Origin of the sequence: Pseudoruegeria sp. HB172150, assembly GCF_013184805.1 — a bacterium.
In the GTDB taxonomy this organism is placed as follows: Bacteria; Pseudomonadota; Alphaproteobacteria; order Rhodobacterales; family Rhodobacteraceae; genus Psychromarinibacter.
The window spans coordinates 66,527-93,279 of sequence record NZ_JAATNG010000007.1 but is presented as its reverse complement, the minus strand read 5'-3'; the positions used below and the strand labels follow the sequence as shown (position 1 = coordinate 93,279).

Sequence of the window (26,753 nt, the reverse complement as noted above, 5' to 3'; positions counted from 1 at the left end):
CGATATCGTGGCGGCACATTTGCTTTGAAGGAGACTCATAGATGCGTGCCCCCCTGATTTCTGTTTCTACCTTTGCGCTTCTGGCGCCCTTGCCTGCCCTTGCAGATGTCACGCCGGAGGACGTCTGGAGCAACCTTCAGGCTGCCGCAGCCGCACTGGGTGGCGAGATGAGCGCCGACGTGGCCCGCGACGGCGACGTCCTTTCAGTGTCTGACATGCGGATCGTTTTCCAGCTGCCGCTTGGCTCCGGCAGCGCGGAAATTGCGGCCGGGGACATGACGCTGACCGACAATGGCGACGGGACAGTGAGCATGGGCGGACCGGCGGAGCAGGAAATCGCCATGTCGGCCGATATCACCGGGGAAGGCAGCGGCACGCTGCGCATGTCCTACGTGATGGACGGCTACAGCAACACCGCCTCGGGCGAGCCCGGGAACGTGTCCTACGACTACGAAATCGGCGGGATTGTCATCAGCTACGATGGTATCGAGCTGGATGAAGCGCTGAGCGAGGAGGCCGGGACGTTCGACATGTCCGGGACCTTCGAGATTGCCGATATGGTGGGCACCTATCGCTATATCGAGGGAGACATGTTCCGGCTGGAGACGAACGGATCGTTCGGCGAAGGCGCCATGGACGTGTCCTACAGCATTTCCGGGCCGGACGACGAAAGCGTGACGACCGACATGACTGCGACCTATGGCGAGATGACCGCCGAGGGTGAGATCGAGCTGCCGTCAGACGGGGTGTCGCTGCTGGCGCTGGGCGATGCGCTGCGGGCCGGGATGCTGGTGAATTTCAAGGCAGAAGGCGCGGGTCAAAGCTCTGACCAGACGACACGGGTCGGGGACGAGGTGTTCATGCGGCAGGTCTTCGAGATCGGGCCGCTTGTGCAGGATCTGACGCTGGATGCCGCCGGGCTGCGCGCCAGCGGCACCGTCGACAGCTATGCGATTTCGGTCGAGCAGCCGATGATGATGCCGTTTCCGATCGCGTTCGGGATGGAGCATGTAGAGGCCGAGTTCGCGATGCCGCTGCTGGCGGAGGATGCGGTTCAGGACGGCGTGCTGAAGATGATGGTCGACGGGCTGGAGGTCGACCCGGGATTGTGGGCGATGCTGGATCCGCAGGAGCAGCTTCCGCGTGATCCGGCGGCGCTGGAGATCGATGTGTCTGCCGGGGTGAAGATGCTGGTCGACCTTGTGGACTTCGCCGCGCTGGAAGCGATGGGTCCGAACGAGATGCCGCTGGAACTGCATACGGCGGACCTGCGCCAGGTCTTCCTCAAGGCGCTGGGCGCCGAGGTGTCGGCGCAGGGGTCGTTCACCTTCGACAATGACGATCTTGAGACCTTCGACGGCATGCCGGCGCCGGATGGCAGCGTCGAGGTGGCTTTGACGGGCGTGATGGCGCTGGTCGACAAGCTGGTCGAGATGGGGCTGTTGCCGGAGGATCAGGCGATGGGGTTCCGGATGATGCTGGGCGGTTTCGCGCGGTCCGTGGGCGAGGACGAGTTCCGCTCGGAGATCGTGGTGGATGGCGAGACCGGGCAGGTCACGGCGAACGGCCAGCGCTTGCGCTGAGTGCATTGCGGCCATGTGACCGACTTGTCACCGCCGTGTGCCGACAGCATCTAGGGAGAGGCGGGCAGTTTTGCCCGCCGCGGCTATTCACCCCGGTCTGGGGTTCACGAAGAGGGAGATGTCATGGCTTTGCGTATCAACGAGACTGTTCCGGACTTCACCGCCGAAACGAGCCAGGGAACCATCAAGTTTCACGACTGGATCGGCGACAGCTGGGCGATCCTGTTCTCGCACCCGAAGGATTACACGCCGGTCTGCACCACCGAGTTCGGTGCGGTGGCGCGGCTGGCCGATGAATGGGCCAAGCGTGGCACCAAGGTGATCGGCGTGTCGGTTGACGGCGTCGAGGATCACAAGGGCTGGATCAAGGATATCGAGACGGCCGGTGGCGCCGGTGTCGGGTTCCCGATCATCGCGGATACCGATCTGGCGGTGTCGAAGGCGTTCGACATGCTGCCAGCGGAGTATTACCTGCCCGACAATCCGACGCCGGCGGACAGCCAGACGGTGCGGTCGGTCTTCATCATCGGGCCGGACAAGAAGCTGAAGCTGTCGATGACCTATCCGATGACGGTGGGCCGGAACTTTGCCGAGGTGGTGCGGGCGCTGGATGCGTTGCAGACCACCGTGAAAGCCGGTGTGGCCACGCCCGCCGACTGGAACGTGGGGCAGGATGTGATCATCCCGACCGCCGTGTCGGACGAGGAAGCGAAGACCAAGTTCGGCGAGTTCGAGACGGTGCTGCCGTATCTGCGGAAGACCAAGCTGAAAGCCTGAGTTCCGCATTCGATCCCGATAACGCGCCGCATCCAGCGGCGCGTTTTTCTTTTGGACTGGATGATGGAGCGAACCGGCTGCGAACGCCTATTCGAACAAGAGCGGCAATTGCGGCGCGCGGTTCAGGGGGCGGTTGCCGATGGTCACCTCTCCCGCCTCGAATTTGAGCACCAGATCCCCGGTTGCCAGTGCAAGTTCGTTTGCCGTGGACGCAGGCAGCCAGCCGAAATCCGTTGCCAGTTGCAGCGCGGCTGTCATGTCCGGGGCCGTCAGGGTCAGTTCTCCGGTCAGTTCCCCCCGTTCGTTCAGCGCGACCTGGCCGGTGGCCCGGATCGTGACGTTGACGGGTGGCACCGTCCCATCCGTGCGGTGCAGGTTCGCCGCCTGGAGCCAGATCGTGTGACTGCCGTCGCCATTGCTTTCGCTGGCGAAATGCAAAAGCTCGCAGTTCGCCGTCCAGTTCGGCCCCATCAGGCCCACGCCCTGCAGCACGAAGGACGAGCGGTCCAGGCTGCCATCGCGTTTGAATACCGCGCTGGCGTCGGCGTCCGTCGTTTCGATGCCGATGGTCTGGCCGCCGAGCGTGAGCTTTTGCATGTCGGCGAATACGAGAATGTAGTGCCCGGGTTGGTAGGACATCCGCAGCAGGTCAAGGAACGGCGCCGACCAGGCAAACCCGCCATTCGGCCCGGTAATTTCCGGTTCGGTGATGTGGCTGTCGAAACGGTTCGGGAATCCGGCGATGCTGACCGCGCCATAGCGTGCGTAGTCGTGCCGGTCGAACCAGGCGCGAATGCCGTCTTCCTCCTTCCCCGAACCGAACCACCAGTACCCAGCCCACAGTGAGGAGGCGAGCAGAATCGCTGCGATCAGAAATCGCATGTCTTCCCCTTTGACCCTGTCCCCGCAGCGTGTTTAGAGGGTCCGGATGACAGACACCAGACACAACGCGCAGGAAATGCTTTGGGTTTTCGGCTATGGCTCGTTGATGTGGAATCCGGGCTTTGCCTATGAAGAACGGGTACTTGCCAGTCTGCCCGGCTATGCCCGTACCTTCTGCATGTGGTCGATTCATCATCGCGGCACCGAGGAAAATCCGGGTCTGGTGCTCGCCCTCGATCCCCATGAGGACGCACATTGCCGCGGCCTGGGATTCGCCGTGGCGCCGGAGCAGGAGGAGGCGACGCTCGCCTATCTGCGGGAGCGTGAACTGATCTCTTCCGCCTATCTGGAGACCTGGGTCACGCTGGAACTTGCGGACGGGCGCGACGTTCGGGCGGTGGCCTATGTCGTGGATACCGAACATGTCCAGTATTGCGGTGGGCTGCCGCTGGAGAAACAGGCGGATGTCATCGCCCATGCCGTGGGCGGGCGCGGGCCGAACACCGAATATCTGTACAACACGCAGAGCCATCTGGACGAGTTGGGGATTGAGGACGACGATCTGCGCTGGCTGGCAGAAAGGGTACGCCAGTTGACCGAATTGCGAGGGTAAAACGGCAGGTGTTGGCACTTGCAGCATTCCCCCATATTCTCGGCGCAAATTTGCTTATTCCAGGATAGCCGCTGATGGCCCAATCGGATCGCGAGGCCGAGCCGTATTTCTCGCAGCCAATCCGCCAGATCGTATTGATGCTGGTTGTTCTGGGCCTCGTCGCTGCTGGCGCATATGTTGCGTTTCCCAGTGTCAAACCGGTGTTTCTTGCGAACCCGTGGTTGAACGGCTTCATCTTTGCAGTCTTCGTCTTCGGTATCCTTGCCTGTTTCTGGCAGCTTATTCAGCTTGTCTTCTCGGTGCGCTGGATCGTCGGGTTCGCCGGCGGAGACCCCGAGGTGCGCGCCGGCGATGCGCCGCGGCTGCTGGCGCCTCTCGCCGCTCTGCTGAGATCGCGCGCCTCGCAGATGCAGATCAGCGCGGCGTCGTCCCGGTCGATCCTCGACTCTGTCGCAACGCGTATCGATGAAGTCCGGGATATTACGCGGTATGTCGTCAACCTTCTGATCTTCCTGGGCCTTCTCGGTACTTTCTACGGTCTGGCGACGACGGTTCCTGCGGTCGTGGAAACCATCCGGTCGCTGGCGCCGCAGGGCGGCGAGACCGGGATCGAGGTTTTCGAGCGTCTGATGTCCGGGCTCGAGGCGCAGCTTGGCGGCATGGGCGTGGCGTTTTCCTCGTCTCTGCTGGGGCTTGCCGGGTCGCTGGTCGTCGGGCTGCTGGAGCTGTTCGCCGGGCACGGGCAGAACCGGTTCTACCGCGAACTGGAGGAATGGCTGTCGACGATCACCCGGCTGGGCTTTTCGTCGGGCGACGGCGAGGGTTCCACCGATCAGGACGCGGTCATCGCGGTGCTGGAGCACATGGACCGGCAGATGGAGGGCATGCGCGAGATGTTCGTGCAGTCCGATGTCAGCCGCTCGATGGTGGACGAGCGGCTTGGCTACCTGTCCGACAGCATCGAGCGCATGGTGCAGCGGATGGACCGCGAGGATTCCAACACGCAGGTGCTGGCCCAGATCGCGGATGCGCAGGAGCGCCTGATCGAAGTTCTGGAGGGGCAGGCAACGCAGGCCGGCGGTGGCAATGTCGACGCGGAAAGCCGGATGCGGTTGCGGTCGATCGACGTGCAGCTTCTGCGTATACTGGAGGAGATGTCGGCAGGCCGGCAGGAAACCACCAGCAACCTGCGGACGGATCTTGCGGCGCTGACCAAGGCGGTGCGGGACCTGACCCGAGAAGCAGAGGCAGCGAGGCGCTGATAGATGGCCCTTAGCCGGAGATCGGTAAACCGCATGTCGGGCAATATCTGGCCCGGCTTCGTGGACGCCATGACGGGCCTGTTGCTGGTGCTGATGTTCGTGCTGACGATCTTCATGGTCGTGCAGTTCGTGCTGCAGGAGACGATCACCGGACAGGAAGACGAGCTGCACGAACTGACCGACGAGCTGAATGCCCTGTCGCGGGCGCTTGGGCTGGAGCAGCAGAAGAATTTCGAACTCGAGGAAGAGGTTACCGGGCTTGGATCCGAGCTGGACGAGGCGCGGGAACTGGGGCGGCAGCAGGCTTCGCTGATCGCCGCGCTGCAGTCGGAGACGGCGCAGCAGGCCGACGAGTTGGAGGCGCGTGCCGCGCGGATCGCATCCTTCGAGGAGCAGGTGGCGTCGCTGATCGCCGAGCGGGATCAGGCGCGGGCCGAGGGTGTGGCGCTGACCGCGGATCTGGAGGCCGTTCGGGGCGAGAATGCCGAACTGATCTCGGAGCAGGAGGCGCTGCAGCTGGCGCTGGCGCAGGCGCGGGACGAGATCGACGAGCAGGCGGAGGCGGCGCGGCTGGCGGCGGCGCGGCGGGAGGCTTTGGAGGCCCTGATTTCCGACCTGCGCGGGCGGGTCGAGGAGCGGGATGCCTCGCTGGCCGAGATGCTGGCGAAACTGGAAGGCGCGCAGGACGAGAACGCGAACCTCAACGACCGTCTGGCGGCGCTGCAGGCGGCGCTGGACGAGGGCGAGGCAACGCTGGAGGCGGCGGAGGACGAGGCGGCGACGCTGCGCGACCGGATCCTGGCGCTGAGCGCGAGCCTGAGCGACGCGGAGCAGGAAAAGACCGACACGATGTCGCTGCTGGCGGAGCTGCGGGACCGGCTGGCCGAGGAGGAAGAGGCGCGGACGACGGCGGTGGCGGAGAACGAGACGCTGGCGGAACGGCTGGTGCGGCTAGAGGCGCAGCTGGCGGATCTGCAGGGGGTCGAGACCGAGAATGCGGATATGTCGGACCGGCTGACGGCCTTGCTTGCGCAGCTGTCCGAGGTGACCGAGGCGCGGGATACGGCGGCGGACGAGGCCGCGGGGCTGCAGGCGCAGGTCGCGGAGCTGCAGGCGGAGCTGACGACCGAGGAACAGGCGAAGCTTGCGGAATCGGCGACGGTGGCGGTGCTGCAGGCGCGGCTGGATCAGGTGCAGACCGAACTGTCCAAAGAAGAAACCGCGAAGCTGGCGGAACAGGCGGCGGCGGAGGCGTTGCGGGCGCGTCTAGAACAGCTGGAAACCTCGCTGTCGACTACGGAGGCGGAGCGGCTGGCGCAGGATGCGGCGGCGGAGGAATTGCGGCGGTCGCTGGACAGCATGATCAACCAGATGAGCGAGGCGGATGCGGCGCGGCTGGCGGAGCAGGCGGCGCTGGAGGACATGCGGCGGCGGATGGAGGAAGCCGAGGCGTCGCTGTCCAACGAAGAGGCCGCACGGCTGGCGGCGGAGGCCGCCGCGCTGGAATTGCAGGAACGGCTGGACGGCGCGGAAGCGGAACTGAGCGAGGAAGAGCAGGCGCGGCTGGCCGAGGCGGCGGCGGCGGCGAAGCTGCGTGAGGATCTGGCCGGGATGGAAGCCTCGCTGGACGAGGAGGAGCAGGCGCGGCTGGCGGAGGCGGCAGCGGCCGAGGCACTGCGCGAGAGGCTGAAGGATTCGGATGCGGAGCTGTCGGCGATGGCGCTGACGCTGGAGGAGAAGCGCAAGGAAGCCGAGGAGACGCTGACGCTGCTGGCTGCGGCGCGGGATGCCGAGGCGGATCTGACCGAGCGGCTGATGGCGGCGCTGGCGGCGAAGCAGGAATCGGACGAGGCGCTGGAAGAGGCGCAGACCGAGCTGGAATCGCTGCGTGGGTCGAGCGGCACCGACGAAGATGAGCTGCGGTCCCAGCTTGCGGCGGCGCTTGCGGCGCAGGCGCGGGCGGAACGGGCCACGGAGACGGCGCTGACTGAGGCGGAGCAGCGGGCGGCATTACTGGCGACGGCGAATGCGGAGCTGGAGGATGCCGAGGCGCTGGCTGCAGACGGACGGCGCGAGGTCGAGGCGCTGCGCCAGCAGGTCGAGGAACTGCGGCGTCAGCTGGGAACGCTGCAGGCGCTTCTCGATGCCGCAGCGGAGGCCGACGAAGCCTCGGACGTGCGGATCGAGTCTCTGGGCAGCCAGCTGAACGCGGCCCTGGCGCGGGCGGCGCAGGAGGAAAAGCGGCGCGCGGATGCCGAAGAGGCCCTGCGCAAGGAGCTGGAGAAGCAGAAGGAAGAGCTGGAGCTGTATCGGTCCGAGTTCTTCGGTCAGCTCGTGGCGCTGTTGCAGGGGCGTGAGGGCGTCCGGATCGAGGGCGACCGGTTCGTGTTCTCGTCCGAGGTGCTGTTCGAGGTCGGGCAGGCGGAACTGTCGGAAGGCGGCGAGGAACAGATCGCTCGGGTCGTGGAGATCCTGCGCGAGGTTGCGGACGAGATCCCGGATACCATCGACTGGGTGTTGCGGGTCGACGGGCATACAGACAACGCGCCGATCCGGGGCGGCGGACGGTTTGCGGATAACTGGGAGCTGAGCCAGGCACGGGCGCTGTCGGTTGTGCGGTTCATGATCGACGAGCTGGATTTCCCGCCCGACCGGCTGGCGGCCACCGGGTTCGGAGAGTGGCAGCCGATTGCAGAGGGCGACTCTCCCGAGGCTCGGGCCGCGAACCGGCGCATCGAGCTGAAGCTGACTGAGAAGTAAAGCGATACCAAAGGTGGGCCGCCCGAGCTTTCTGGCGACTCCACGGAGAGGATGGGCATCTAACGCATTGGCGGAATATCGAGAAGGTTGACGTTTCCGCGTCTGCATCCTGTATGGGCCACAGACGTCAAGACGGTGACTTTGTCGACGTACAATCCGAAGCCGGCCGCCTCAAACCGAAGCACGCTACCTGCAGTCGTCCACGCCCTTGTACCCGAAATCGCCGTTATTCTTTATGAAAACAGCGACGCCGTTATTCTCGCCAGGGTCATAAGCGTCATGGATCCGATGGTAGTCCCCACTCGTCTTCCATCTCACTTCCACCTGCAGCCTGCAGGTGTCATTCCACCTGAGTTTGATCCTTGCCGCATTTGAATAACTTATGTTGTGCGATAGAACTTCCCGAACAATGAATGACTCTCCCGAGTTATTTTCACAGAACTGGAGAATCTGTACGTCTTTGATCGATTTTCCACCAAAAGCGACATAGTTGTCGTTAAGAACCCAAAAACTAGGAGAGCTTGTGTGGCTCGCGTCAATCTGATCAAACTGGGTCTGCAGGTTGTCGTCCGTATATTCTGTATTTCCATTATAGTTTAAGCCGGTACAAGAATAGGCCAGGGCAGAAGATGCAGGTGCGATTGCCAGCGACGCTGCGATGACGTGCGCCAAAAGACTTCTCACTTCTAGTTCTCCTTAGATTTTTGTTGTCGCTCATGACGGTCATCTCTACATGGACAAAGCTTGGGGCTATCAAGCTTAAAGGTCTTTATCCGGTAGGGTTGGTGGCTGAGTTCGTCCCGACCCGGGCCGGACATATCGACCACCAACACCATTGATCATGCCCGTAGACCTGTCCGCGATGCTTGGAGACTGAATGGAGAAATCGGGGAGATGACATGTTGACGCTTGGTGCGCCGGCCGAAAATGCGCTTTTCTATGCTGTCCGCGCCGCCTGGCGTCGTCCTTGCCGATCCGGCGCACGTTCCCAAAGCCGTCTCCTTGTGTAGTGTATAGGTGATTGGCCCGGGCTGATCGCGGGCAGCCGATTGCGGAGGGCAATTCGCCAGAGGCACGGGCGGCGAACCGGCGCATCGAGCTGAAGCTGACAGAGAAATAGGCTGTATCAGCGCGGATGGAAACTCGGGCGAGGGGTAAGTCCACGCCCGAGCCCCGCTAATGGCAATTGTAGAGCGGCCTAGCAACCAAACCCCAGCTATTGCGCGTGACAATTGTAGAGCGGCCTAGCACCCAAACCCCAGCTATTGCGTGAGAGTATCAGGCCATTAACGGTTCCATTGCTTTCGACGGGATACACGAATGGTAGATAACCGTAGTCGTGAGACTCACTGCGCCGCTTGTAATGCACATCCTGTCTCCACTTGGCCTCAACCCACAGTTCATAGCCGTCTTCCCAGGTTATGTTAAATTGGGCGGCAATATCGGCGTTCGTGGTTTCAATCAAACCGGAGCCACCGGCAGCGGCGACTATATCCTTTGTAGAGCTGATATCAGGTTGTCCAATGGTGCGGCTTACAAGATTTCCGTCTTTGTCCCATAGTAATAGCTGTATCTCGTTAATGTCCCGATTGTCGTCGCCGTTTACAAGGTACAAGGTTTTTGCGGTGGCATTTTCCACTTTAAGGGATTTGTCGCTGTATTTTACCTGGGCCGAAAAAGTTGTCCCATCCTCCTTTTCACAGGTGAAGGTGGCATTTGCGAATGCTGCGCCTGTCAGCGCAATTGAAAGTGGTGGGATTATCACTGCGGCCGCGAGAAGTTTCTTACGCAAGGTCATGAGTCGTTTCCTATTATAGTATGGGGCCGACTGGGTTTGATTCATCCCGGACAGCCGATCCGGTCCTGGCAGACTAGCTTTCCCGCCGGTATTATTCTGGCTGTTCCGCGATGTGAGCTACCAGCAGTAGACCTCTTTTGTTCCCAGAGTTTTGCTGCGGGTCACGACCAGTCCATTGCTGTTTGAGCCGAATTCGTACATATCATTCTTATCCATGCTTTTGTAATGGTCGTCTTTCCTCCACCGTACCTGAACGTAGAGTTGATAGGTGCTCACCCAAGGAATAGTAAACTTAGCGCCTGTATTTACGTCATTGTATTCATTGTATGCTTCCATTGAAGTTTCAGTTTTCTGTGCGATCAGTTTGTTGTCTTTGTCGTATAACTTAAGCCGTACATTGCCGACTTCCTTGTTTTGGTGGTTAACGATGAAGAACGTCTTTTTTGAAGTTGAAGCGCTGCCTCCGCGGTCGACATAGTCATCGAAAAGGCCCGTGCTTTGATATTTGATCGTTCCATTCGCTTGTCCGTTTCCGACTTTGTACAGACAGGAATAATTCGTGTACGCGCTCGAAGCGGTGGACGTGAGGCTCAGCACCATTCCCGCAAGGGCGGCTGATTTGACTAACAGGTTCATGAGACTGCTCCGGATTGGATTTGGTGAACGGTTACTCTGGGCTTCACCTGCCTGGCGTAAGCAGCGGCATTGCGCGGGTAGTGTGCCATAAGGGTGCGGTTGCAGCTTGCAGATTGCCTGCCGAAATACGGGAGATTATGTGTATTTCCCCGGCGCGACCGCCGATCATCTGGATGGGTCGGGGATGCGCAGCCAGCGGGGCTCGAAGGACGCGCTGGAGCTGTATCGGTCCGGGTTCTACGGTCCGCTCGCAGCCTGGATGCCGGTTCGTGTTCGCGGAGGTGCTGCGCGTGGGTGGGCATAGCGGCAACGCGCGGATCCGGGGCGGCGGGGGGGTGCCGACGACCGGGAGCCGAGCCAGGCGGGGGCGTGAACGGGCGCATCGAGCGGAAGTCGAGCGAGAAACAGGCCGGGTTAAACCGGTTCGGGCAGCGCCTCGGTCAACCCGCGGCGGGCGAGTGCGACCATCGTCGGGTTGGTATTCAGATAATAAGGCAGGGCGATAATGCTTTGCGACACGACGAGCCCGCGGGCGCGGATCCAGGTGGCGTCATCGGTTTCGGTGATGGCACGGAAACGCCGGCGCGCAGCGGCATCCAGCACGAACCATGCAGGGATCAGGTCGTAGGCGGGATCGCCGACCCCCATCGCGCCGAAATCGAGCAGGCCGGCGATACGGCCGTCGCGGACCAGCAGGTTCGCGGGGATCAGGTCTCCATGTATCCAGACCGGCGCGCCCTGCCATGCCGGCACGGCGCGCGCGGCCTGCCAGTGGGCGGCGGCGCGTTCGGTGTCCGTGAGGCCGGTGCTTTGCGTGAGGGCGGCGGCGAAGGGTTCGTCGCGGGTAACAAGCGGGCCGCCGCGGCCGCCGCTGGGGGCGGGAACAGGGACCGGGATGGCATGCAGGGCGCGGATGAGACCGGCGAGCGTGTCCGCGGCGGCAGTCAGGTCATCGGGCGGTGTGGTGGCCGCGTCGTCGCCCGGTAGCCAGTGCTGGACGATCCACGGATATGGGTAGGCATCGGTCGCGGTTCCTGCGTGGACCAGCCCGGGCGAAGCGAGCGGCAGGTGGGGCACAAGATGCGGCAGCCAGCGGATCTCGCGCGCCATGGAGTCCGCGGCGCCGGGCCGGATCGGCAGGCGCACCGCGTGGCTTTCGCCAAGGCGGAACAGGGCGTTTTCGGTGCCGCCTGTGTTCAGGCGGCGCAGGGGGCGGTCCGCGAGAGCGGGTACCTGCTGCCGCAGCAGGGCGGAGACGAGCCCGTGGTCTATGTGGATCTGATCGCTGTGCACCTGGGGTGCGATAACGGATCGGGCGATCAATTCAAGCGGCTAGAGTTACCTTCGGGTGAACTCCCGGAGGCGACAGGGACGCCGGACGGCGCCCCTGTCGCCAAGGCAGGTGATCAGCAGGATATGGTGCTAACCAAGTTACTCGCAGTCATAGAGCGGATCGACACCTAGTCCCGAACCGTGCCGCGTAACGATCAGGCCGTTCACAGTTCCTGCCTCTTCGACTGGAAATGTGAATGGATTGTAGTCGCCATCAAGATCGTCGTTCAGGCCCTTAGAGTGAACGTCATAACGCCATTTGACCATGACATAAAGATGGTAATCATCATCCCAAGTCAGGCCGAAACGCGCGCCAATGTCAGTATTCTCGAATACATATGCCTCTCCATTGAAGACGGCATAAACGTCCTCATCGGAATCGATATCCGGTTCTCCAACGGTGCTGTCAACGACGCTTCCGTCTTCTTCGTGAATTACGAGTTTAACTTCATTTATGGCTATTTTTGCCTCGCCGTTTACAATGAAAAATTCCTTTGATGCTCCGGAGTCACGCAACAAGGAATTGTCTTCATATTTCTGCCCGAAGCTTAAAGCGTCACCATTCTCATTTTTACAGGTGAAGGCGGACGCGGAGCCTGTCAGCGCCACTGAGGTTATTGCAAGTATCGCGGCAATGCCGAGTGACTTCCTGTGAGAGATCATGTGTCTTTTCCTTTGTTCTGTATCAGGGATTGATCAGGGGTGCCCTGCGTCAGCCGATCTTTGGCGGCGTCTCTGAAGCGGACATCGTTGCGGTTAAGTGAGCCTTTGGAAGCGGAAGGGGCGCCGGATGACGCCCCGGCTATCCTTGCCAGGCGATCGGATGTGCCCAGGGCCAGCCTCGGGATCCCGTTGGCCAGCAGTTGAGGTCCTGGCTTTTCGGGTTTTCTACGATGGACCGCCCGTTTTCCTTAGCTTCATGTTGAGCTGGGGGATGAGTACGACCGGACCTTCGTTGTGGCGATGGAATGGTGGTTTGCCTGGGGGCGAGCAGAAGGATGTGGAGTCATCCTTGTCATCTACATTCATAGAGCGGTTCGACACCTAGTCCCGAACCGTGCCGCGTAACGATCAGGCCATTCACAGCCTTTCCATATTCAACAGGAAATGTGAATGGCGCGTAGCCGTTGTCCAAATCTTTATTAAACCGCTTGTAATGAACATCGCCTCTCCACTTTACTTCTACATAGAGAGAGTAGTCATCCTCCCAGCTCATGCTGAATCGCGCGCCAATATCGGAATTACCAACCACAATAATTGCAGTTCCCGGCATGACATATTGTGCTGTTTCAGTCGATTCTATATCCGGTTCTCCAACTGTCCGGTCAACAATATTTCCGTCTTTGTCATTTATCAGAAGCTGAATTTCGTTTATGTCTCTCTTAACATCACCATTAATAATGAAGATTTCCTTTGATGGCTTGGAGGCATGCCACATGGATACGTCTTCATATACCGGATCGACGGTGATAGAGTTTCCAACCTCATCTTTACATGTAAACGCAAATGCGGAGGTAGTAAGCGCCACCGAGGTCAGTGCATTTAGGGCAGCAATGTTGAGAGATTTTTTCAGGCAGTTCATTTGTTGTTTCCTGTTGCTATTTACCAGGGATTGATCAGGGGGGCCTGGAGTACGCCGATAAGCTCGTGCTGGATTGTCTGAGGCAGTCTCGAAAGCCCCTTGGAGAGCAGGTGAGGTCCTCGAGTTGCAGGCTTTCTACGGTGATCCGCCCGTTTCCCGATGTAGGGCTGCATGAGTGGCGTGACCGGACCTCTGGTGTGGCGACCCAATCTGCGTTGCTGCAGGCGATCAGAAGGACGTGTAGTTATCCTTTTCACTCGCAATCATAGAGGGGTACGACGCCCAGGCCGGAACTATGCCGTGTAACGATCATACCGTTCACTGCTCTTCCATTTTCGACCGGAAACGTGAATGGTGCGTAGCCATTGTCCAAGTCTTTGTTATACCGCTTGTAATGTATATCGCCTTTCCATTTCACCTCTACATAAAGTGAATAGCCTTCCTCCCAGCTCATGGTGAAACGCGCGCCGATTTCAGCGTCGTCATTTTCGACTTTCTCAGACGTAACCAGCACGGCTTTAAGATGATCGGAAGAGTCTATTTCCGGTTCGCCAACTGTCCGGTCAACAATGTTCCCAGATTTGTCGTTTATCAAAAGTTGAACTTCGTTTATGGGATTAGTGTCTTCTCCGTTTACGATATAAATTTCTTTTCCTGTCTGATTTCCATGCCACATCGAGATGTCCGCATACTTTTGCCCGATGTCTAATTTGGTGCCGTCATCTTTCTCGCAAGTAAATGCGAACGCCGAGCCTGTCAGCGCCACTGAGGTCAGTATTTGTATCGCCGCAATGTTGAGAGACTTCCTGAGGTATGACATGTGATGTTTCCTGTTTTGTTTTACACGGAATGATCAGCGGGAAGGGTCAGCCGATGCGGCCACGGCGGGTTTTCAGATTTGCCAGTTAAAAGCGGCGTCGAAAGTGGAGTACACTACCAGTAGTGTATCGCTTCTGTTCCCAGGGTTTTGCTTCTGGTTGAGACGAGGCCATTTCTATTGGAACCAAAGTCAAACATGGCTCCTTTATCCATGCTTTTTTAATGTACGTTCTGCCTCCACCGTATCTGAACGTAGATTTGATAGATCTTGTACCAAGGGACATTGAACTTGGCGTCGGTTTTACGGTGTTGTACTCACTGCGCACTTCCAGGGAAGTCTGGGTCTTCTGCGCGGCAAGGATAAGTTCGTTTTCTTCATCGTATAGGCGGAGCCGAATGTCTCCGATGTCCTTGTTTTGCCCGTTGATGATGAAAAAGGTCTTCGTAGGCGCGGATTCGCTGCCGCCACGTTTGACGTAGTCTTCGAACAAACCTGTATCCGAGTACTCGACGGAGCCGTTTATCCGCTCCCTGGTCATCTGGCCGTTGCTGTCCAAGTACATGCAGCTGTATTTGATTTCTGCGGTCGAAGCGGATGGTGTGAAACCCATAACCATCGCCACGAGAGCTGTATATTTGGCGAGCGAGTTCATGTGACTGATCCGGTTGGTCTTGGGAAGCAATTACATTAGGCTCAAACTGCCAAGGTTGTGCAGCGACCCCTTGCGCGCACGAATGCCATAAGACTGTGGGCTATGCTTGTAGTTTGGATGCTGGAAATCGGGAGAATACCTGGAGAAATTCGGCACGGCACCGCGTAGCCGGACTGGCGGCGCGGATTGTCTTGCCGATGTGGCACCTGCAAACGACAGGCCGCTCGACAAGATTGAGCGGCTTCCTTCGAATACCTGCCGGTATGCGGTGCATGCGGTAGATCCGCAGGAAGCTAACGGTCAGTCTTTGTCCAGGCCGGTGCGTTGACTGATCGAAGGCATTCGGAACGTCGGTAAACCAGCGTCAGGAGCAGCTGTAGAGCGGTGCAACCTCCAGGTTCGTGTTCCGTGCGACGATCAGCCCGTTCTTGGTTTCGGTGAATTTGAATGGCACGTTGTCGTCGTCGACGGACGTGTCCATGTGCTTGTAGTGAACATCGCCTTTCCACCGGACTTCGACCCAAAGCTCGTAACCGTCTTCCCACGGAACATCAAAAATGGCACCCGCATTTGCGCCTCCGAGGGTGTGGGTGAGGTTTGGCCCCCGGTGAACGCGCGCGAGAAGATCCCCCTTTTCATCTCTGAGAAGCAATTGGATATCGTCCACGTTAACATCCTGCATGAGCCAATTATAAATATAGAACTTTTTGATTTCCGCGTTTTTACTGCCACCATTACTGTAGTAATTAGCTTTCAAGTCGGTATCTTCGTATTTCCTCGTGAATTTGATTTCAGAGTCGTCTTGCATTTTGCAAGTAGTCGCTTGGGCGGATCCTGCCGCTACAACGGTAAGAGAAATAGCCACCACCGCAATTTTTGCCTGCTTCATTCGCGTGAGCATTCTGTTTCCTTTTCGAAAATTCAGGGGATCGCAACGGTTTCAGCGCCAGTAGAGACAGGTTGCGGAAGCCCGCAGCGAGGTTAGCTGGAACGACCGCGCAAAGCTTGGAGTCCGGATGCAGAAAGCTGGGAGATTCTCTATACGTGATCCTGGCAATTTCCGGGGGCTTGAAACTGCCCGCCGGCCGCGAGCTGGATGACATTGCTTGCTGCCGGCGTTGGTCCGGGCGCGACATGTCTGCTGCTGAAGCCGCAGCGAGAGGCTTCCAGAGTCACCTGGTCCCGAGGTCACCCGTTCCCGGGCTCGTGCGCTCCTCTGGCCGACCCAATGTTCGTCTGGCAGACCGGTCGAAAGCCGCGTTCGATCTGCGGTTTCGACCGGTCATTCCGAGGTTTGTCGTATAGCTGCCGGCCAGTGCTAGGAGCAGCTGTAAAGCGGTGAGACCTGCAGGTAATCGCTGTTGTAGTGAACCCCCAGTCCATTCAGGTTATCGGTGAACCTGAATGGCGCGTAGTCCTGGTCCACATTCGAAAGAAACTTCTCATAACCGCTGTGACCGTTCCAGCGGACTTCAACCCAAAGCTGATAGGTATCTTCCCAGGGGATGTTGAAGATCGCGCCGGTGTTCGCGCCGGTAATGGCGTCGGAGATATCCGGCCCACGTGCAATCCGTGCGAGAAGGTTCTTGTCCTGATCATACAACAGCAACTGCACATCATTGATCTGATGATCGGCTTCCAGATTGTGGATGAAGAATTTCTTCACCTCCACCGAGCGGCTGCCGCCCCTGTTATAAAAATCGTCCCTCAGGCCCGTGTCTTCGTACTTTCGTGTGAATTTGATCCGTAGATCGGACTGAGTGTAGCATGATGTGGCCTGTGCGCTGCCCGCCAGCCCTGCCAGGAACGACAGTGCCAAAGCTTGAGCGACTAAGGTCTTCTTGAATGAGGTCATGCGCTTGATCTTTCTTTTTTTTGGTAATCGGCTCTAGACGCTGTCTTCCAGTCAGGGACACGACAGCCGTGGGAGCAAAAAACACTATGCACAATTTGGGGCGGCAAGCTTGGAGAGCTTTGGGATTTTTCATGTAGCCGCGTGGCGCCGTGTGCCGATTGGTTCGACAACGGAACGCCGGGCGGGCGCCGGCGGCGATGTGCCAAAAAAACCGACCGGCACAGTGGCCGGTCGGTTGGGTCAATTGCAGTCACGTAAACTGGGTCGGTTGCCCTTGGTCGCGGATTAGTCCACCGCTTACCGCAGCGGTTTCATTAGCTTCCCCGATCACGCGCCCGGTGGAGGCGCCCCCCCTCTGTTATTGTAGCCCCTGTTGGCCAGCCGGCCGATAGCCGCGTTCGATCTGCGGTCTCGACCGGTCATTCCGAGGTTTGTCGTATAGCTGCCGGCCAGTGCTAGGAGTAGCAGCTGTAAAGCGGCGCGAGTTTCAGGGTCGTGTCCCGCCAAACTATGAGTCCGTTCTTGTGTTCTGTGAATTTGAAAGGGACGTTGTCATCATCAATCTTGGTATTGAACGGCTTATAGTGCTCGTCGCCTTTCCATTTTATCAGCAACCAGAGTTCATAATCGTCTTCCCACGGCACATTGAACGCGGCTCCCTGGTTTGAGCCATCTGGGGACCAAGTCAAGTTTTCGCCACGTAGTACCGTCGCAAGCGTATTTCCTTTTGAGTCTTTAAGGTGTATTTTAATATCAGATATTTGCGCCTGGTTATCGTAGTCATTTAGTATATAGAATTTCTTGATTTCTAAACCTTCAATTCCACCATTCTTGTAATAGTCAGACATCAAGTCAGAGTCCGTATATTTTACTGTAAAATCAACTGAGATTGTATCTTCGCGTACGCACTTAGTAGCATTTGCGGCGCCGGCCGCAGCAACGACAAGCGAAAGCGCCGCCATCACAGTTCGGGACCATTTCTTTTGGAAGCTCATTTTGTTTCCCTTACATCCTGTACCTTGCATTCGCGCGGCGGTGACATCGCCGGCAGTGATCGGTAGCGGTCATCCGCGGCAGCTGTAGCCGAGCAGATTGCTGTAAGCTTGGAGGCGGCTTGGAGAAATTCGGGAGGCCTCAGGATTTCTGCGCGCTGGCGGTGCCTGGAAAAGTGATCGGACGAAGGGCCCCGATCCTGGTGCGCGGTCGCTGTCTGCCTTGGCGCGGCAATGTCAAAGGTATTGGGGACAACTGGCGATTTCGTTCGCGTCTCTGAGCTGGATGGGCAGGCACAAACTGACTATGGGCGTAAAAAGAAAATTCCGGGCCGAGTGGCCCGGAATTTCAATGTAATGCGTGGCCGTCTATTCCAGCGTCCGTCGTCAGTCCGCTGTTAGCAGCGGCGGCTTCTTGGACTGCAGCCGCGGTGGCTTGGCGTCTTCGATCCGCAGATCGATCTTGCCGTCCTTGACGCCGACCTTGACGATGCCGCCCTTGGCGAGCTTGCCGAAGAGCAGCTCTTCCGCCAGCGGCTTCTTGATGTTTTCCTGGATCACGCGGCCCAGCGGGCGCGCGCCCATCTTGTCGTCGTACCCCTTGTCGGCCAGCCATTCGGCCGCCGGCTTGGTAAGTTCGATGGTCACGCCGCGATCCATGAGCTGTGCTTCGAGCTGCAGCACGAACTTCTCGACCACCTGCAGGATGACCTCTTTCGGCAGGGCGCCGAAGGAGATGACCGCGTCCAGCCGGTTGCGGAATTCGGGGGTGAACAGCCGTTCGATGGCGGCAGTGTCCTCTCCCTCGCGCCGGTCGCGCCCGAAGCCGATGGCTTCCTTGGCCTGCTCCGCGGCGCCCGCGTTGGTGGTCATGATCAGGATCACGTTGCGGAAATCCACCTGACGGCCGTTGTGGTCTGTCAGTTTGCCGTGGTCCATCACCTGCAGCAGGATGTTGTAGACATCCGGGTGCGCCTTTTCGATCTCGTCGAGCAGCAGCACGCAGTGCGGGTGCTGGTCGACGCCGTCGGTCAGCATGCCGCCCTGGTCGAAGCCGACATAGCCCGGAGGCGCGCCGATCAGGCGGGAGACCGCGTGTTTCTCCATGTATTCGGACATGTCGAAACGCAGGAGTTCCACGCCGAGCGTGTCGGCCAGCTGACGCGCGACCTCGGTCTTGCCGACGCCGGTGGGACCGGCGAACAGGTAGTTGCCGATCGGCTTTTCGGGTTCGCGCAGGCCGGCACGTGCCAGCTTGATCGCCGAGGACAGCGCGGTGATCGCGTCATCCTGACCGAAGACCACGCGTTTGAGCGTCGCTTCGAGATCCTTCAGCACCTCTGCATCGTCCTTGGAGACGTTCTTGGGCGGGATGCGAGCGATCTTGGCGACGACGGCCTCGATCTCCTTGGCACCGATGGTCTTGCGGCGTTTCGAGTCCGCAACCAGGTGCTGCGCCGCGCCAGCCTCGTCGATGACGTCGATGGCCTTGTCGGGCAGCTTGCGGTCGTGGATGTAACGCGCCGAGAGTTCGACCGCCGATTTGATCGCGTCGGAGGTGTACTTGATCTCGTGGTGCTTCTCGAAATAGGGCTTCAGGCCCTTCAGGATCTTGACGGAATCCTCGACCGTCGGCTCGTTCACGTCGATCTTCTGGAACCGGCGGCTGAGCGCGCGGTCCTTTTCGAAGTGCTGACGGAATTCCTTGTAGGTCGTGGAACCCATGCAGCGCAGCTTGCCGCCCTGAAGCGCGGGCTTCAGGAGGTTGGAGGCGTCCATCGCGCCGCCGGAGGTGGCGCCGGCGCCGATCACCGTGTGAATCTCGTCTATGAAGAGGATTGCGTCGGGATGCTCCTCGAGCTCGGACACGACGGCCTTGAGCCGTTCCTCGAAGTCGCCGCGATAACGGGTGCCGGCCAGCAGCGCGCCCATGTCGAGCGAGTAGATGGTCGCGCCCTTGAGCACGTCCGGGGTTTCGCCCTGGACGATCTTGTGCGCGAGCCCCTCGGCGATGGCGGTCTTGCCGACGCCGGGGTCGCCCACGAGCAGCGGGTTGTTCTTGCGCCGGCGGCACAGGACCTGGATGCAGCGTTCGACCTCGAGGTCGCGGCCAATCAGCGGGTCCACGTCGCCCTTGCGGGATTTGGCGTTCAGGTCGACGCAGTATTTGGCGAGGGCGCTTTCGCCCTTCTGCTCTTCTTCCTGCGTCTGGGCCTCTTCCTCCAGCTCGGTGGCGCCCTGCACGGGGCGGGATTCACCATAGGAGGGATCCTTGGCCACGCCGTGCGCGATGAAATTCACCGCGTCGTAGCGGGTCATGTCCTGTTCCTGCAGGAAGTAGGCGGCGTTCGATTCCCGTTCCGCGAATATCGCGACGAGGACGTTCGCGCCGGTAACCTCTGTGCGGCCGGAGGATTGCACGTGGATCGCGGCGCGCTGGATGACGCGCTGGAACGCGGCAGTCGGGACCGCCTCGGACCCGTCGACATCGGTTACGAGGGTCGAAAGATCGTCGTCGATGAAGTCCACGAGTGTCTTGCGCAGCGCCTCAAGATCGACGGAGCAGGCCTGCATCACCTTGGCCGCGTCCGGTTCGTCGATCAGTGCCAGAAGCAGGTGTTCCAGCGTCGCAAGCTCGTGCCGGCGTGCGTTGGCCAGCGCCAGCGCAGAGTGAATTGCTTGCTCGAGGGTGTTCGAAAATGACGGCACCTGTCGTGCTCCTTCGCTTTGGCGGCCCAGGCGCGAGGGCCCCGACCCCACCGTGACCTCATACCTTTAAAGTTCGGTTGTCCGGGTCCGCGCTTCAAGGATTTTCTTTAAGGGTCCAGTCACATTTTTAGTGAAGCGACCGGAATTTGGGCAGAACGGCAACGGGTGTTGCTCATAGGATCAACGTCGTCAGAACACATCCTTGCGGTGCCGGATTTCGGCGAAGACCTCGGCGTCTGACGCGTCTGACATATCTAGGCGGTCTTTCATTTCCTGCAAGCCCGCCCGGAGGAAGGGATTTGTCGCCTTCTCTTCGCCGATCGACGAGGGCACCGTCGGTTCGCCTTTGGCCCGTTTGGCCTCGATTTCTTTCGCCCGCGCCTGCAGCGCCTCGTTGTCCGGTTCGATGGTCAGGGCAAAGCGCGCATTCGACGCCGTGTATTCGTGGCCGGAGTAAACCATCGTTTCGTCGGGCATTTCGAGGAATTTGGACAGGCTGTTCCACATCATCTCGGGTGTGCCCTCGAAAAGGCGACCGCAGCCGAGCGCCATCAGGCTGTCGGCGGTGAAGACGGCTTGTGCATTGGGGAAGTGAAACGCCATGTGGCCCAGCGTGTGTCCGGGAACCATCAGCGGCACGGTGTATGCGTCGCCGTTGCCGCCGTTCATGCCTTCTTCCAGCGCCATGTCCAGCGGGGGCAGCTTTGACTCCTCGGCCTTCGGGCCCATGACGTGGCAGTTGTATTTCGACCGAAGCTCCGCCACGCCGCCGACATGGTCGTGGTGGTGGTGCGTGATCATGATCGCGCCAAGCGACCAGCCGCGTGTTTCCAGCGCGTCAACAATGGGCCCCGCTTCGGGCGCGTCGATCAGGCAGACGCCATCGGGTCCCTTGACGAGGTATGCATAGTTGTCGCTGAGACAGGGAATGGTGACGATGTCGAGGGGCATGGTCTTTCCTCCGGGCGTAGGTATGCTTCGTTCCAACCTTGCCGATCCGAGAGCGGGCCGCAATGCACCTGGACGTGCTTGATCTGAGGAACTTCTACTACCGGACCGGGCTGGGACGCGCGGTGCAGCGGTCGATCCGTGCCGAGATGCTGGGTTTCTGGCCGGCGGCGCGGAACGAGACGGTCGTCGGTTTCGGATTCGCGGCGCCGCTGCTGCGACCGTACCTGACGGACGCCGAACGGGTGATCGCCCTGATGCCGGGGCAGCAGGGGGTGATGCCCTGGCCCAGCGGGCAGCCGAACCTGTCGGTTCTGTGCGAGGAGACATTCTGGCCGTTGCAGACCGGGCTGGCGGACAAGCTGGTGCTGCTGCACGGGCTGGAGACCAGCGAGAACCCGACGAAGCTGCTGGAAGAATGCCGGCGCGTGCTGGCGCCGGGGGGCAAGGCGCTGTTCATCGTTCCGAACCGCGCCGGACTGTGGGCGCGGCGCGATCAGACGCCCTTTGGTTTCGGGCGGCCGTTTTCGCTGACACAGCTGGAGACGCAACTGGAGCGGCACGCGTTCGAGCCGACGCGGAACACCGCGGCACTGTATCAGCCGCCATTCGACAGCCGGTTCTGGCTGAAAACCGGTGGCTTCTGGGAAAAGACCGGGCGCAAGCTGTCGATGCGGTTCGCCGGCGGTGTGCTAATCGTTGAGGCGACACGGCAGGTGAAGGCGCCGACGAACGGGCTGAAGGAACGGGTCCGGCGGCCGCTTCGGGTGCTCGAAGGGCTGACCCAGCCGGAGCCCAATCCGAACCCTGTCTGACCCTTCCGCGGCGGTGATCGCGGGGTGGATTCGTTCGATTTGGGTAAATCCAACCGCAACAGTTCATTAATTATTTTCGTTTCCCGTGCGGCGCTTTCGCTCCGACTGCATCAACGCCCTTGTTTTATTGAGTTTGGCGGAAATCCGTATTGCGGCTAAGAATGTTGCGGGCGCGGAAAGCCTCTGCTAGACCGACGCCGATTTTGAGCGGCTGGGCTCTTTGCCTTGCTGTTTGGGCTGCCTTGGCCCGCGGGGCGTTCGCGGGGGGGACCTTGGCTAAAACATCGGAAGGATCGACGTGTCCGAGACAGCTTCGATTTCGACCGGCATCGCCGCGCGCTATGCCACGGCCATCTTCGAACTGGCCAAAGAAGACAAATCCCTTTCCGCCATCGAATCCGATGTCGACGCACTGGAAACGGCTCTGGCCGAGAGCGAGGATCTGCGGAACCTGATCGGTTCCCCGATCTACAGCCGCGACGCGCAGGGCAAGGCGATCACCGCGGTCGCGCAGAAAATGAACCTGTCAGCGACATTCACCAATGTTCTGGGCCTCATGGCCTCGAAGCGGCGCCTGTTCGTGCTGCCCTTCGTGCTGCGCGGCCTGCGCGGTATGATCGCCGAGGACAAGGGCGAGGTGACTGCGGACGTGGTGGCTGCAAAGGCACTGACGAAGACCCAGCAGGACAAGCTCGCCAAGTCGCTGAAAGCGACCGTTGGCAAGGATGTGAAGATCAATCTGGCCGTCGATGAGGGACTCATCGGTGGTCTTGTCGTTAAGGTGGGCTCGAAGATGATCGATACCTCGATCCGGTCGAAGCTTGCGAACCTACAGAATGCAATGAAAGAGGTCGGATAACATGGCGATCCAAGCTGCAGAGATTTCTGCGATCCTGAAGGACCAGATCAAGAATTTCGGCCAGGAGGCCGAAGTTGCAGAAGTGGGCCGCGTGCTGTCCGTCGGGGACGGTATCGCCCGCGTGTTCGGCCTGGACAACGTGCAGGCCGGCGAGATGGTCGAGTTCCCGGGCGGCATCATGGGGATGGCGCTGAACCTGGAAAGCGACAACGTCGGCGTCGTGATCTTCGGTTCTGACCGGGACATCAAGGAAGGCGACACCGTCAAGCGGACCAACGACATCGTGTCGGTCGGCGTGGGCGATGCGCTGCTGGGCCGCGTCGTGGACGCGCTGGGCAACCCGATCGACGGCAAGGGCCCGATCAAGACCGATGAAAGCCGCGTGGCCGACGTCAAGGCGCCGGGCATCATCCCGCGCAAATCGGTGCACGAGCCGATGGCGACCGGCCTGAAGGCCATCGACGCCATGATCCCGATCGGCCGAGGTCAGCGCGAGCTGATCATCGGCGACCGCCAGACCGGCAAGACCGCAGTGGCGCTGGACACGATCCTGAACCAGAAATCCTATAACGAAGCCGCCGGAGACGACGAGTCGAAGAAGCTTTACTGCGTCTACGTCGCCGTGGGCCAGAAGCGTTCGACCGTTGCGCAGCTGGTGAAGCGCCTGGAGGAAACCGGCGCGATCGAGTACTCGATCGTCGTTGCCGCCACCGCGTCCGACCCTGCGCCGATGCAGTACCTCGCCCCCTACACCGCAACCGCGATGGGCGAGTTCTTCCGGGACAACGGCCGCCACGCGCTGATGATCTACGACGACCTGTCGAAGCAGGCCGTGGCCTATCGCCAGATGTCGCTGCTGCTGCGCCGTCCGCCGGGGCGTGAAGCCTATCCGGGCGACGTGTTCTACCTGCACTCCCGCCTGCTGGAGCGTTCGGCGAAGCTGAACGAGGATAACGGTGCCGGTTCGCTGACCGCGCTGCCGATCATCGAAACCCAGGGTGGCGACGTGTCGGCGTTCATTCCGACCAACGTGATCTCGATCACCGACGGCCAGATCTTTCTGGAAACGGAACTGTTCTTCCAGGGCATCCGTCCGGCCGTGAACACCGGTCTGTCGGTGTCGCGGGTGGGTTCGTCGGCCCAGACCAAGGCTATGTCCTCGGTCGCCGGTCCGGTGAAGCTGTCGCTGGCGCAGTACCGCGAGATGGCGGCGTTCGCGCAGTTCGGTTCCGACCTCGACGCTTCGACCCAGCAGTTGCTGAACCGGGGCGCGCGCCTGACCGAGCTGATGAAGCAGCCGCAGTATTCGCCGCTGACCAACGCGGAGATCGTGTGCGTGATCTTTGCCGGCACCAACGGCTACCTCGACAAGCTGCCGCTGAACCGGGTGAAGGCGTTCGAAGATGGCCTGCTGAACCATATGCGGAACAACCGGAAGGATATCCTCGACTGGATTTCCAGCGAGGATCCGAAGATCAAGGGCGAACCGGCTGACAAGCTGAAAGCCGCGATCGAGGAATTCGCCAAAGACTTCGCGTAAGGGGGAAGGCGAATGCCGTCTCTGAAGGACCTGAAAAACAGGATCGACAGCGTCAAGTCGACGCGGAAGATCACCAAGGCCATGCAGATGGTGGCCGCGGCCAAGCTGCGCCGGGCGCAGGAGGCCGCGGAGGCCGCGCGCCCCTATGCCGAACGCTTCAACGCGGTGCTGGGCGGGCTTGCCGCATCGGCGCAGGAATCCGGGCAGGGGCCGAAGCTGCTGCTGGGAACCGGCGACGACAAGGTTCAGCTTCTGGTCGTCATGACGTCCGAGAAGGGCCTGTGCGGCGGCTTCAACTCGTCGATCGTGCGGCTTGTCCGCACGAAGATCGCCGAGCTGCGGGGCGCCGGGAAGACCGTCAAGATCCTGACCGTCGGCAAGAAGGGCCGCGAGCAGCTGAAGCGGGACTATGCGGATCTGTTCATCGGCCACGTGGACCTGAGCGAGGTGAAGCGCATCGGCTATGCCAACGCGCAGGACATCGCCAAGCAGGTGCTCGAACGCTTCGAGAACGAAGAGTTCGACGTGGCCAAGATCTACTTCTCGAAGTTCGAGTCGGTGATCAGCCAGAAGCCGACGGAGCTGCAGGTGATCCCCGCCAGCTTCGAGGATGCGGGCGAAGCCGCCACCGGCAACTACGATTACGAGCCCAGCGAGGAAGGCATCCTTGCCGAATTGCTGCCGAAAGCCGTCGCCACGCAGATCTTTGCGGGTCTGCTGGAGAACGGCGCCTCGGAACAGGGCGCGCGGATGACCGCGATGGACAACGCCACCCGCAACGCGGGCGAGATGATCGACCGGTTGACCATCGAATTCAACCGCTCGCGTCAGGCCGTGATCACCAACGAGCTTATCGAAATTATCTCGGGCGCCGAGGCGCTCTGACCTAACCGGAGACACTTACATGGCAAACGCGAAAGGCAAAGTGACCCAGGTCATCGGCGCCGTCGTCGACGTGCAGTTCGACGATCACCTGCCCGAAATCCTGAACGCGCTGGAAACCGACAACCACGGCAACCGCCTGGTTCTGGAAGTCGCGCAGCACCTGGGTGAAAGCACCGTGCGCTGCATCGCTATGGATGCGTCCGAAGGCCTGGTGCGCGGTCAGGTAGTGACCGACACCGGCGGCCCGATCATGGTGCCGGTCGGCAACGCAACGCTGGGCCGAATCCTGAACGTGATCGGCGAGCCGGTGGACGAAGGTGCGCCGGTCGAGGCCGAAGAGCGTCGTGCGATCCACCAGCCGGCCCCGGAATTCGACGAGCAGGCCACCGAGTCCGAGATCCTCGTCACCGGCATCAAGGTCGTCGACCTGCTGGCCCCCTACTCCAAGGGCGGCAAGATCGGCCTGTTCGGCGGCGCCGGCGTAGGCAAGACGGTTCTGATCATGGAACTGATCAATAACATCGCCAAGGTGCACTCCGGCTACTCGGTTTTCGCCGGTGTGGGTGAACGGACGCGCGAGGGTAACGACCTGTACCACGAGATGATCGAATCCAACGTCATCAAGCCGGACAACCTGTCGGAGTCGCAGGTGGCGCTTGTCTATGGTCAGATGAACGAGCCTCCGGGAGCCCGTGCCCGCGTCGCGCTGACCGGCCTGACCCTGGCCGAGCAGTTCCGCGACCAGTCCGGGACCGACGTTCTGTTCTTCGTCGACAACATCTTCCGCTTCACGCAGGCGGGTTCCGAGGTGTCGGCGCTTCTGGGCCGTATCCCTTCGGCCGTGGGCTACCAGCCTACGCTGGCCACCGACATGGGCGCGATGCAGGAACGCATCACCTCGACGAAGGCCGGTTCGATCACCTCGATCCAGGCCGTGTACGTGCCCGCGGACGACCTTACCGACCCGGCACCGGCCACGACCTTTGCCCACCTCGACGCCACGACCGTTCTGTCGCGCGCGATCTCGGAGCTGGGCATCTACCCGGCCGTGGACCCGCTGGACTCGTCCTCGCGGATCCTCGACCCGGCGATCGTGGGCGAGGAGCACTACAACGTCGCGCGTGAAGTGCAGGGGATCCTGCAGCGCTACAAGTCGCTTCAGGATATCATCGCCATTCTCGGGATGGACGAACTTTCGGAAGAGGACAAGCTGACCGTGGCCCGCGCCCGTAAGATCCAGCGTTTCCTTTCGCAGCCGTTCGACGTGGCGAAGGTGTTCACCGGTTCCGACGGCGTTCAGGTGCCGCTGGAGAAGACCATCGACTCGTTCAAGCGTGTCGTTGCCGGCGAATTCGACCACCTGCCGGAAGGCGCGTTCTACATGGTCGGCGACATCGACGAAGTGATCGCCAAGGCCGAACGTATGGCCGCGGAAGCGGCGTAAGGAAGGCAC

Annotated in this window: 24 protein-coding genes; 10 read left to right on the top strand and 14 right to left on the bottom strand. The window is 60.5% G+C overall.

What is annotated here, in order from left to right:
* Positions 1–41 precede the first annotated feature (41 nt).
* On the top strand, positions 42–1,583 hold the full coding sequence (locus HCO70_RS22310; RefSeq protein ID WP_172300113.1) for a DUF2125 domain-containing protein: 1,542 nt from the start codon (positions 42–44) through the stop codon (positions 1,581–1,583).
* A 123-nt stretch (positions 1,584–1,706) separates the two neighbouring features.
* Positions 1,707–2,360, top strand: coding sequence for a peroxiredoxin (locus tag HCO70_RS22305; protein ID WP_172300112.1), 654 nt, complete (start codon positions 1,707–1,709; stop codon positions 2,358–2,360).
* An 87-nt stretch (positions 2,361–2,447) separates the two neighbouring features.
* On the opposite strand, the gene HCO70_RS22300 is transcribed toward HCO70_RS22305, so the two are convergent.
* Positions 2,448–3,242, bottom strand: coding sequence for a DUF2125 domain-containing protein (locus HCO70_RS22300; RefSeq protein ID WP_172300111.1), 795 nt, complete (start codon positions 3,240–3,242; stop codon positions 2,448–2,450).
* A 46-nt stretch (positions 3,243–3,288) separates the two neighbouring features.
* Here HCO70_RS22300 and HCO70_RS22295 point away from each other — a divergent pair, with 46 nt between their 5' ends.
* From HCO70_RS22295 to HCO70_RS25070, 3 genes are all read left to right on the top strand, one after another.
* The gene (locus tag HCO70_RS22295; RefSeq protein WP_253913434.1) at positions 3,289–3,855 is read left to right on the top strand and encodes a gamma-glutamylcyclotransferase; all 567 of its coding nucleotides are present in this window, start codon (positions 3,289–3,291) and stop codon (positions 3,853–3,855) included.
* Between the two features lie 74 nt (positions 3,856–3,929).
* The gene (locus HCO70_RS22290; RefSeq protein ID WP_172300110.1) at positions 3,930–5,117 is read left to right on the top strand and encodes a biopolymer transporter ExbB; all 1,188 of its coding nucleotides are present in this window, start codon (positions 3,930–3,932) and stop codon (positions 5,115–5,117) included.
* A gap of 3 nt (positions 5,118–5,120) precedes the next feature.
* Complete coding sequence (locus HCO70_RS25070) at positions 5,121–7,877, top strand: peptidoglycan -binding protein (RefSeq protein WP_172300109.1); 2,757 nt, start codon at positions 5,121–5,123, stop codon at positions 7,875–7,877.
* Positions 7,878–8,063: 186 nt separating this feature from the next.
* Here HCO70_RS25070 and HCO70_RS22280 read toward each other — a convergent pair whose 3' ends face one another.
* From HCO70_RS22280 to gloB, 13 genes are all read right to left on the bottom strand, one after another.
* Positions 8,064–8,549, bottom strand: a complete 486-nt coding sequence (locus tag HCO70_RS22280) for a hypothetical protein (protein ID WP_172300108.1) — start codon at positions 8,547–8,549, stop codon at positions 8,064–8,066.
* Positions 8,550–9,093: 544 nt separating this feature from the next.
* On the bottom strand, positions 9,094–9,675 hold the full coding sequence (locus tag HCO70_RS22275; protein WP_172300107.1) for a hypothetical protein: 582 nt from the start codon (positions 9,673–9,675) through the stop codon (positions 9,094–9,096).
* 117 nt (positions 9,676–9,792) lie between these two features.
* Positions 9,793–10,311, bottom strand: a complete 519-nt coding sequence (locus HCO70_RS22270) for a hypothetical protein (RefSeq protein ID WP_172300106.1) — start codon at positions 10,309–10,311, stop codon at positions 9,793–9,795.
* A 414-nt stretch (positions 10,312–10,725) separates the two neighbouring features.
* Positions 10,726–11,604 carry an aminoglycoside phosphotransferase family protein gene (locus HCO70_RS22265; protein WP_172300105.1) on the bottom strand — a complete coding sequence of 293 codons (879 nt, stop codon included), beginning with the start codon at positions 11,602–11,604 and terminating at the stop codon, positions 10,726–10,728.
* 138 nt (positions 11,605–11,742) lie between these two features.
* Positions 11,743–12,306: a hypothetical protein gene (locus HCO70_RS22260; RefSeq protein WP_172300104.1), complete on the bottom strand. Its 564-nt coding sequence runs from the start codon at positions 12,304–12,306 to the stop codon at positions 11,743–11,745.
* A gap of 352 nt (positions 12,307–12,658) precedes the next feature.
* Entirely contained in the window at positions 12,659–13,225 is a 567-nt protein-coding gene (locus HCO70_RS22255; protein ID WP_172300103.1) for a hypothetical protein, read from the bottom strand.
* Positions 13,226–13,478: 253 nt separating this feature from the next.
* A complete protein-coding gene (locus HCO70_RS22250; RefSeq protein ID WP_172300102.1) occupies positions 13,479–14,045 on the bottom strand; it encodes a hypothetical protein in 567 nt (188 codons plus the stop codon).
* Between the two features lie 85 nt (positions 14,046–14,130).
* A complete protein-coding gene (locus HCO70_RS22245; RefSeq protein ID WP_172300101.1) occupies positions 14,131–14,697 on the bottom strand; it encodes a hypothetical protein in 567 nt (188 codons plus the stop codon).
* 364 nt (positions 14,698–15,061) lie between these two features.
* Entirely contained in the window at positions 15,062–15,586 is a 525-nt protein-coding gene (locus HCO70_RS22240; RefSeq protein WP_216665579.1) for a hypothetical protein, read from the bottom strand.
* 429 nt (positions 15,587–16,015) lie between these two features.
* A complete protein-coding gene (locus HCO70_RS22235) occupies positions 16,016–16,552 on the bottom strand; it encodes a hypothetical protein (protein ID WP_172300099.1) in 537 nt (178 codons plus the stop codon).
* 455 nt (positions 16,553–17,007) lie between these two features.
* Positions 17,008–17,547: a hypothetical protein gene (locus HCO70_RS22230; protein WP_172300098.1), complete on the bottom strand. Its 540-nt coding sequence runs from the start codon at positions 17,545–17,547 to the stop codon at positions 17,008–17,010.
* Positions 17,548–17,931: 384 nt separating this feature from the next.
* Positions 17,932–20,253 (bottom strand): ATP-dependent Clp protease ATP-binding subunit ClpA, encoded by a 2,322-nt coding sequence (gene clpA, locus HCO70_RS22225; RefSeq protein ID WP_172300097.1) that lies wholly within the window; start codon positions 20,251–20,253, stop codon positions 17,932–17,934.
* 189 nt (positions 20,254–20,442) lie between these two features.
* On the bottom strand, positions 20,443–21,204 hold the full coding sequence (gloB, locus tag HCO70_RS22220; protein WP_172300096.1) for a hydroxyacylglutathione hydrolase: 762 nt from the start codon (positions 21,202–21,204) through the stop codon (positions 20,443–20,445).
* A gap of 62 nt (positions 21,205–21,266) precedes the next feature.
* On the opposite strand from gloB, the gene HCO70_RS22215 reads away from it, so the two are divergent.
* From HCO70_RS22215 to atpD, 5 genes are all read left to right on the top strand, one after another.
* On the top strand, positions 21,267–22,016 hold the full coding sequence (locus tag HCO70_RS22215) for a methyltransferase domain-containing protein (RefSeq protein ID WP_172300095.1): 750 nt from the start codon (positions 21,267–21,269) through the stop codon (positions 22,014–22,016).
* A 298-nt stretch (positions 22,017–22,314) separates the two neighbouring features.
* Positions 22,315–22,875, top strand: a complete 561-nt coding sequence (locus HCO70_RS22210; RefSeq protein WP_172300094.1) for a F0F1 ATP synthase subunit delta — start codon at positions 22,315–22,317, stop codon at positions 22,873–22,875.
* Between the two features lies 1 nt (position 22,876).
* On the top strand, positions 22,877–24,415 hold the full coding sequence (gene atpA / locus HCO70_RS22205) for a F0F1 ATP synthase subunit alpha (RefSeq protein ID WP_172300093.1): 1,539 nt from the start codon (positions 22,877–22,879) through the stop codon (positions 24,413–24,415).
* Between the two features lie 12 nt (positions 24,416–24,427).
* On the top strand, positions 24,428–25,300 hold the full coding sequence (locus HCO70_RS22200) for a F0F1 ATP synthase subunit gamma (protein WP_172300092.1): 873 nt from the start codon (positions 24,428–24,430) through the stop codon (positions 25,298–25,300).
* A 19-nt stretch (positions 25,301–25,319) separates the two neighbouring features.
* Positions 25,320–26,744 carry a F0F1 ATP synthase subunit beta gene (gene atpD / locus HCO70_RS22195; RefSeq protein ID WP_172300091.1) on the top strand — a complete coding sequence of 475 codons (1,425 nt, stop codon included), beginning with the start codon at positions 25,320–25,322 and terminating at the stop codon, positions 26,742–26,744.
* Positions 26,745–26,753 lie beyond the last annotated feature (9 nt).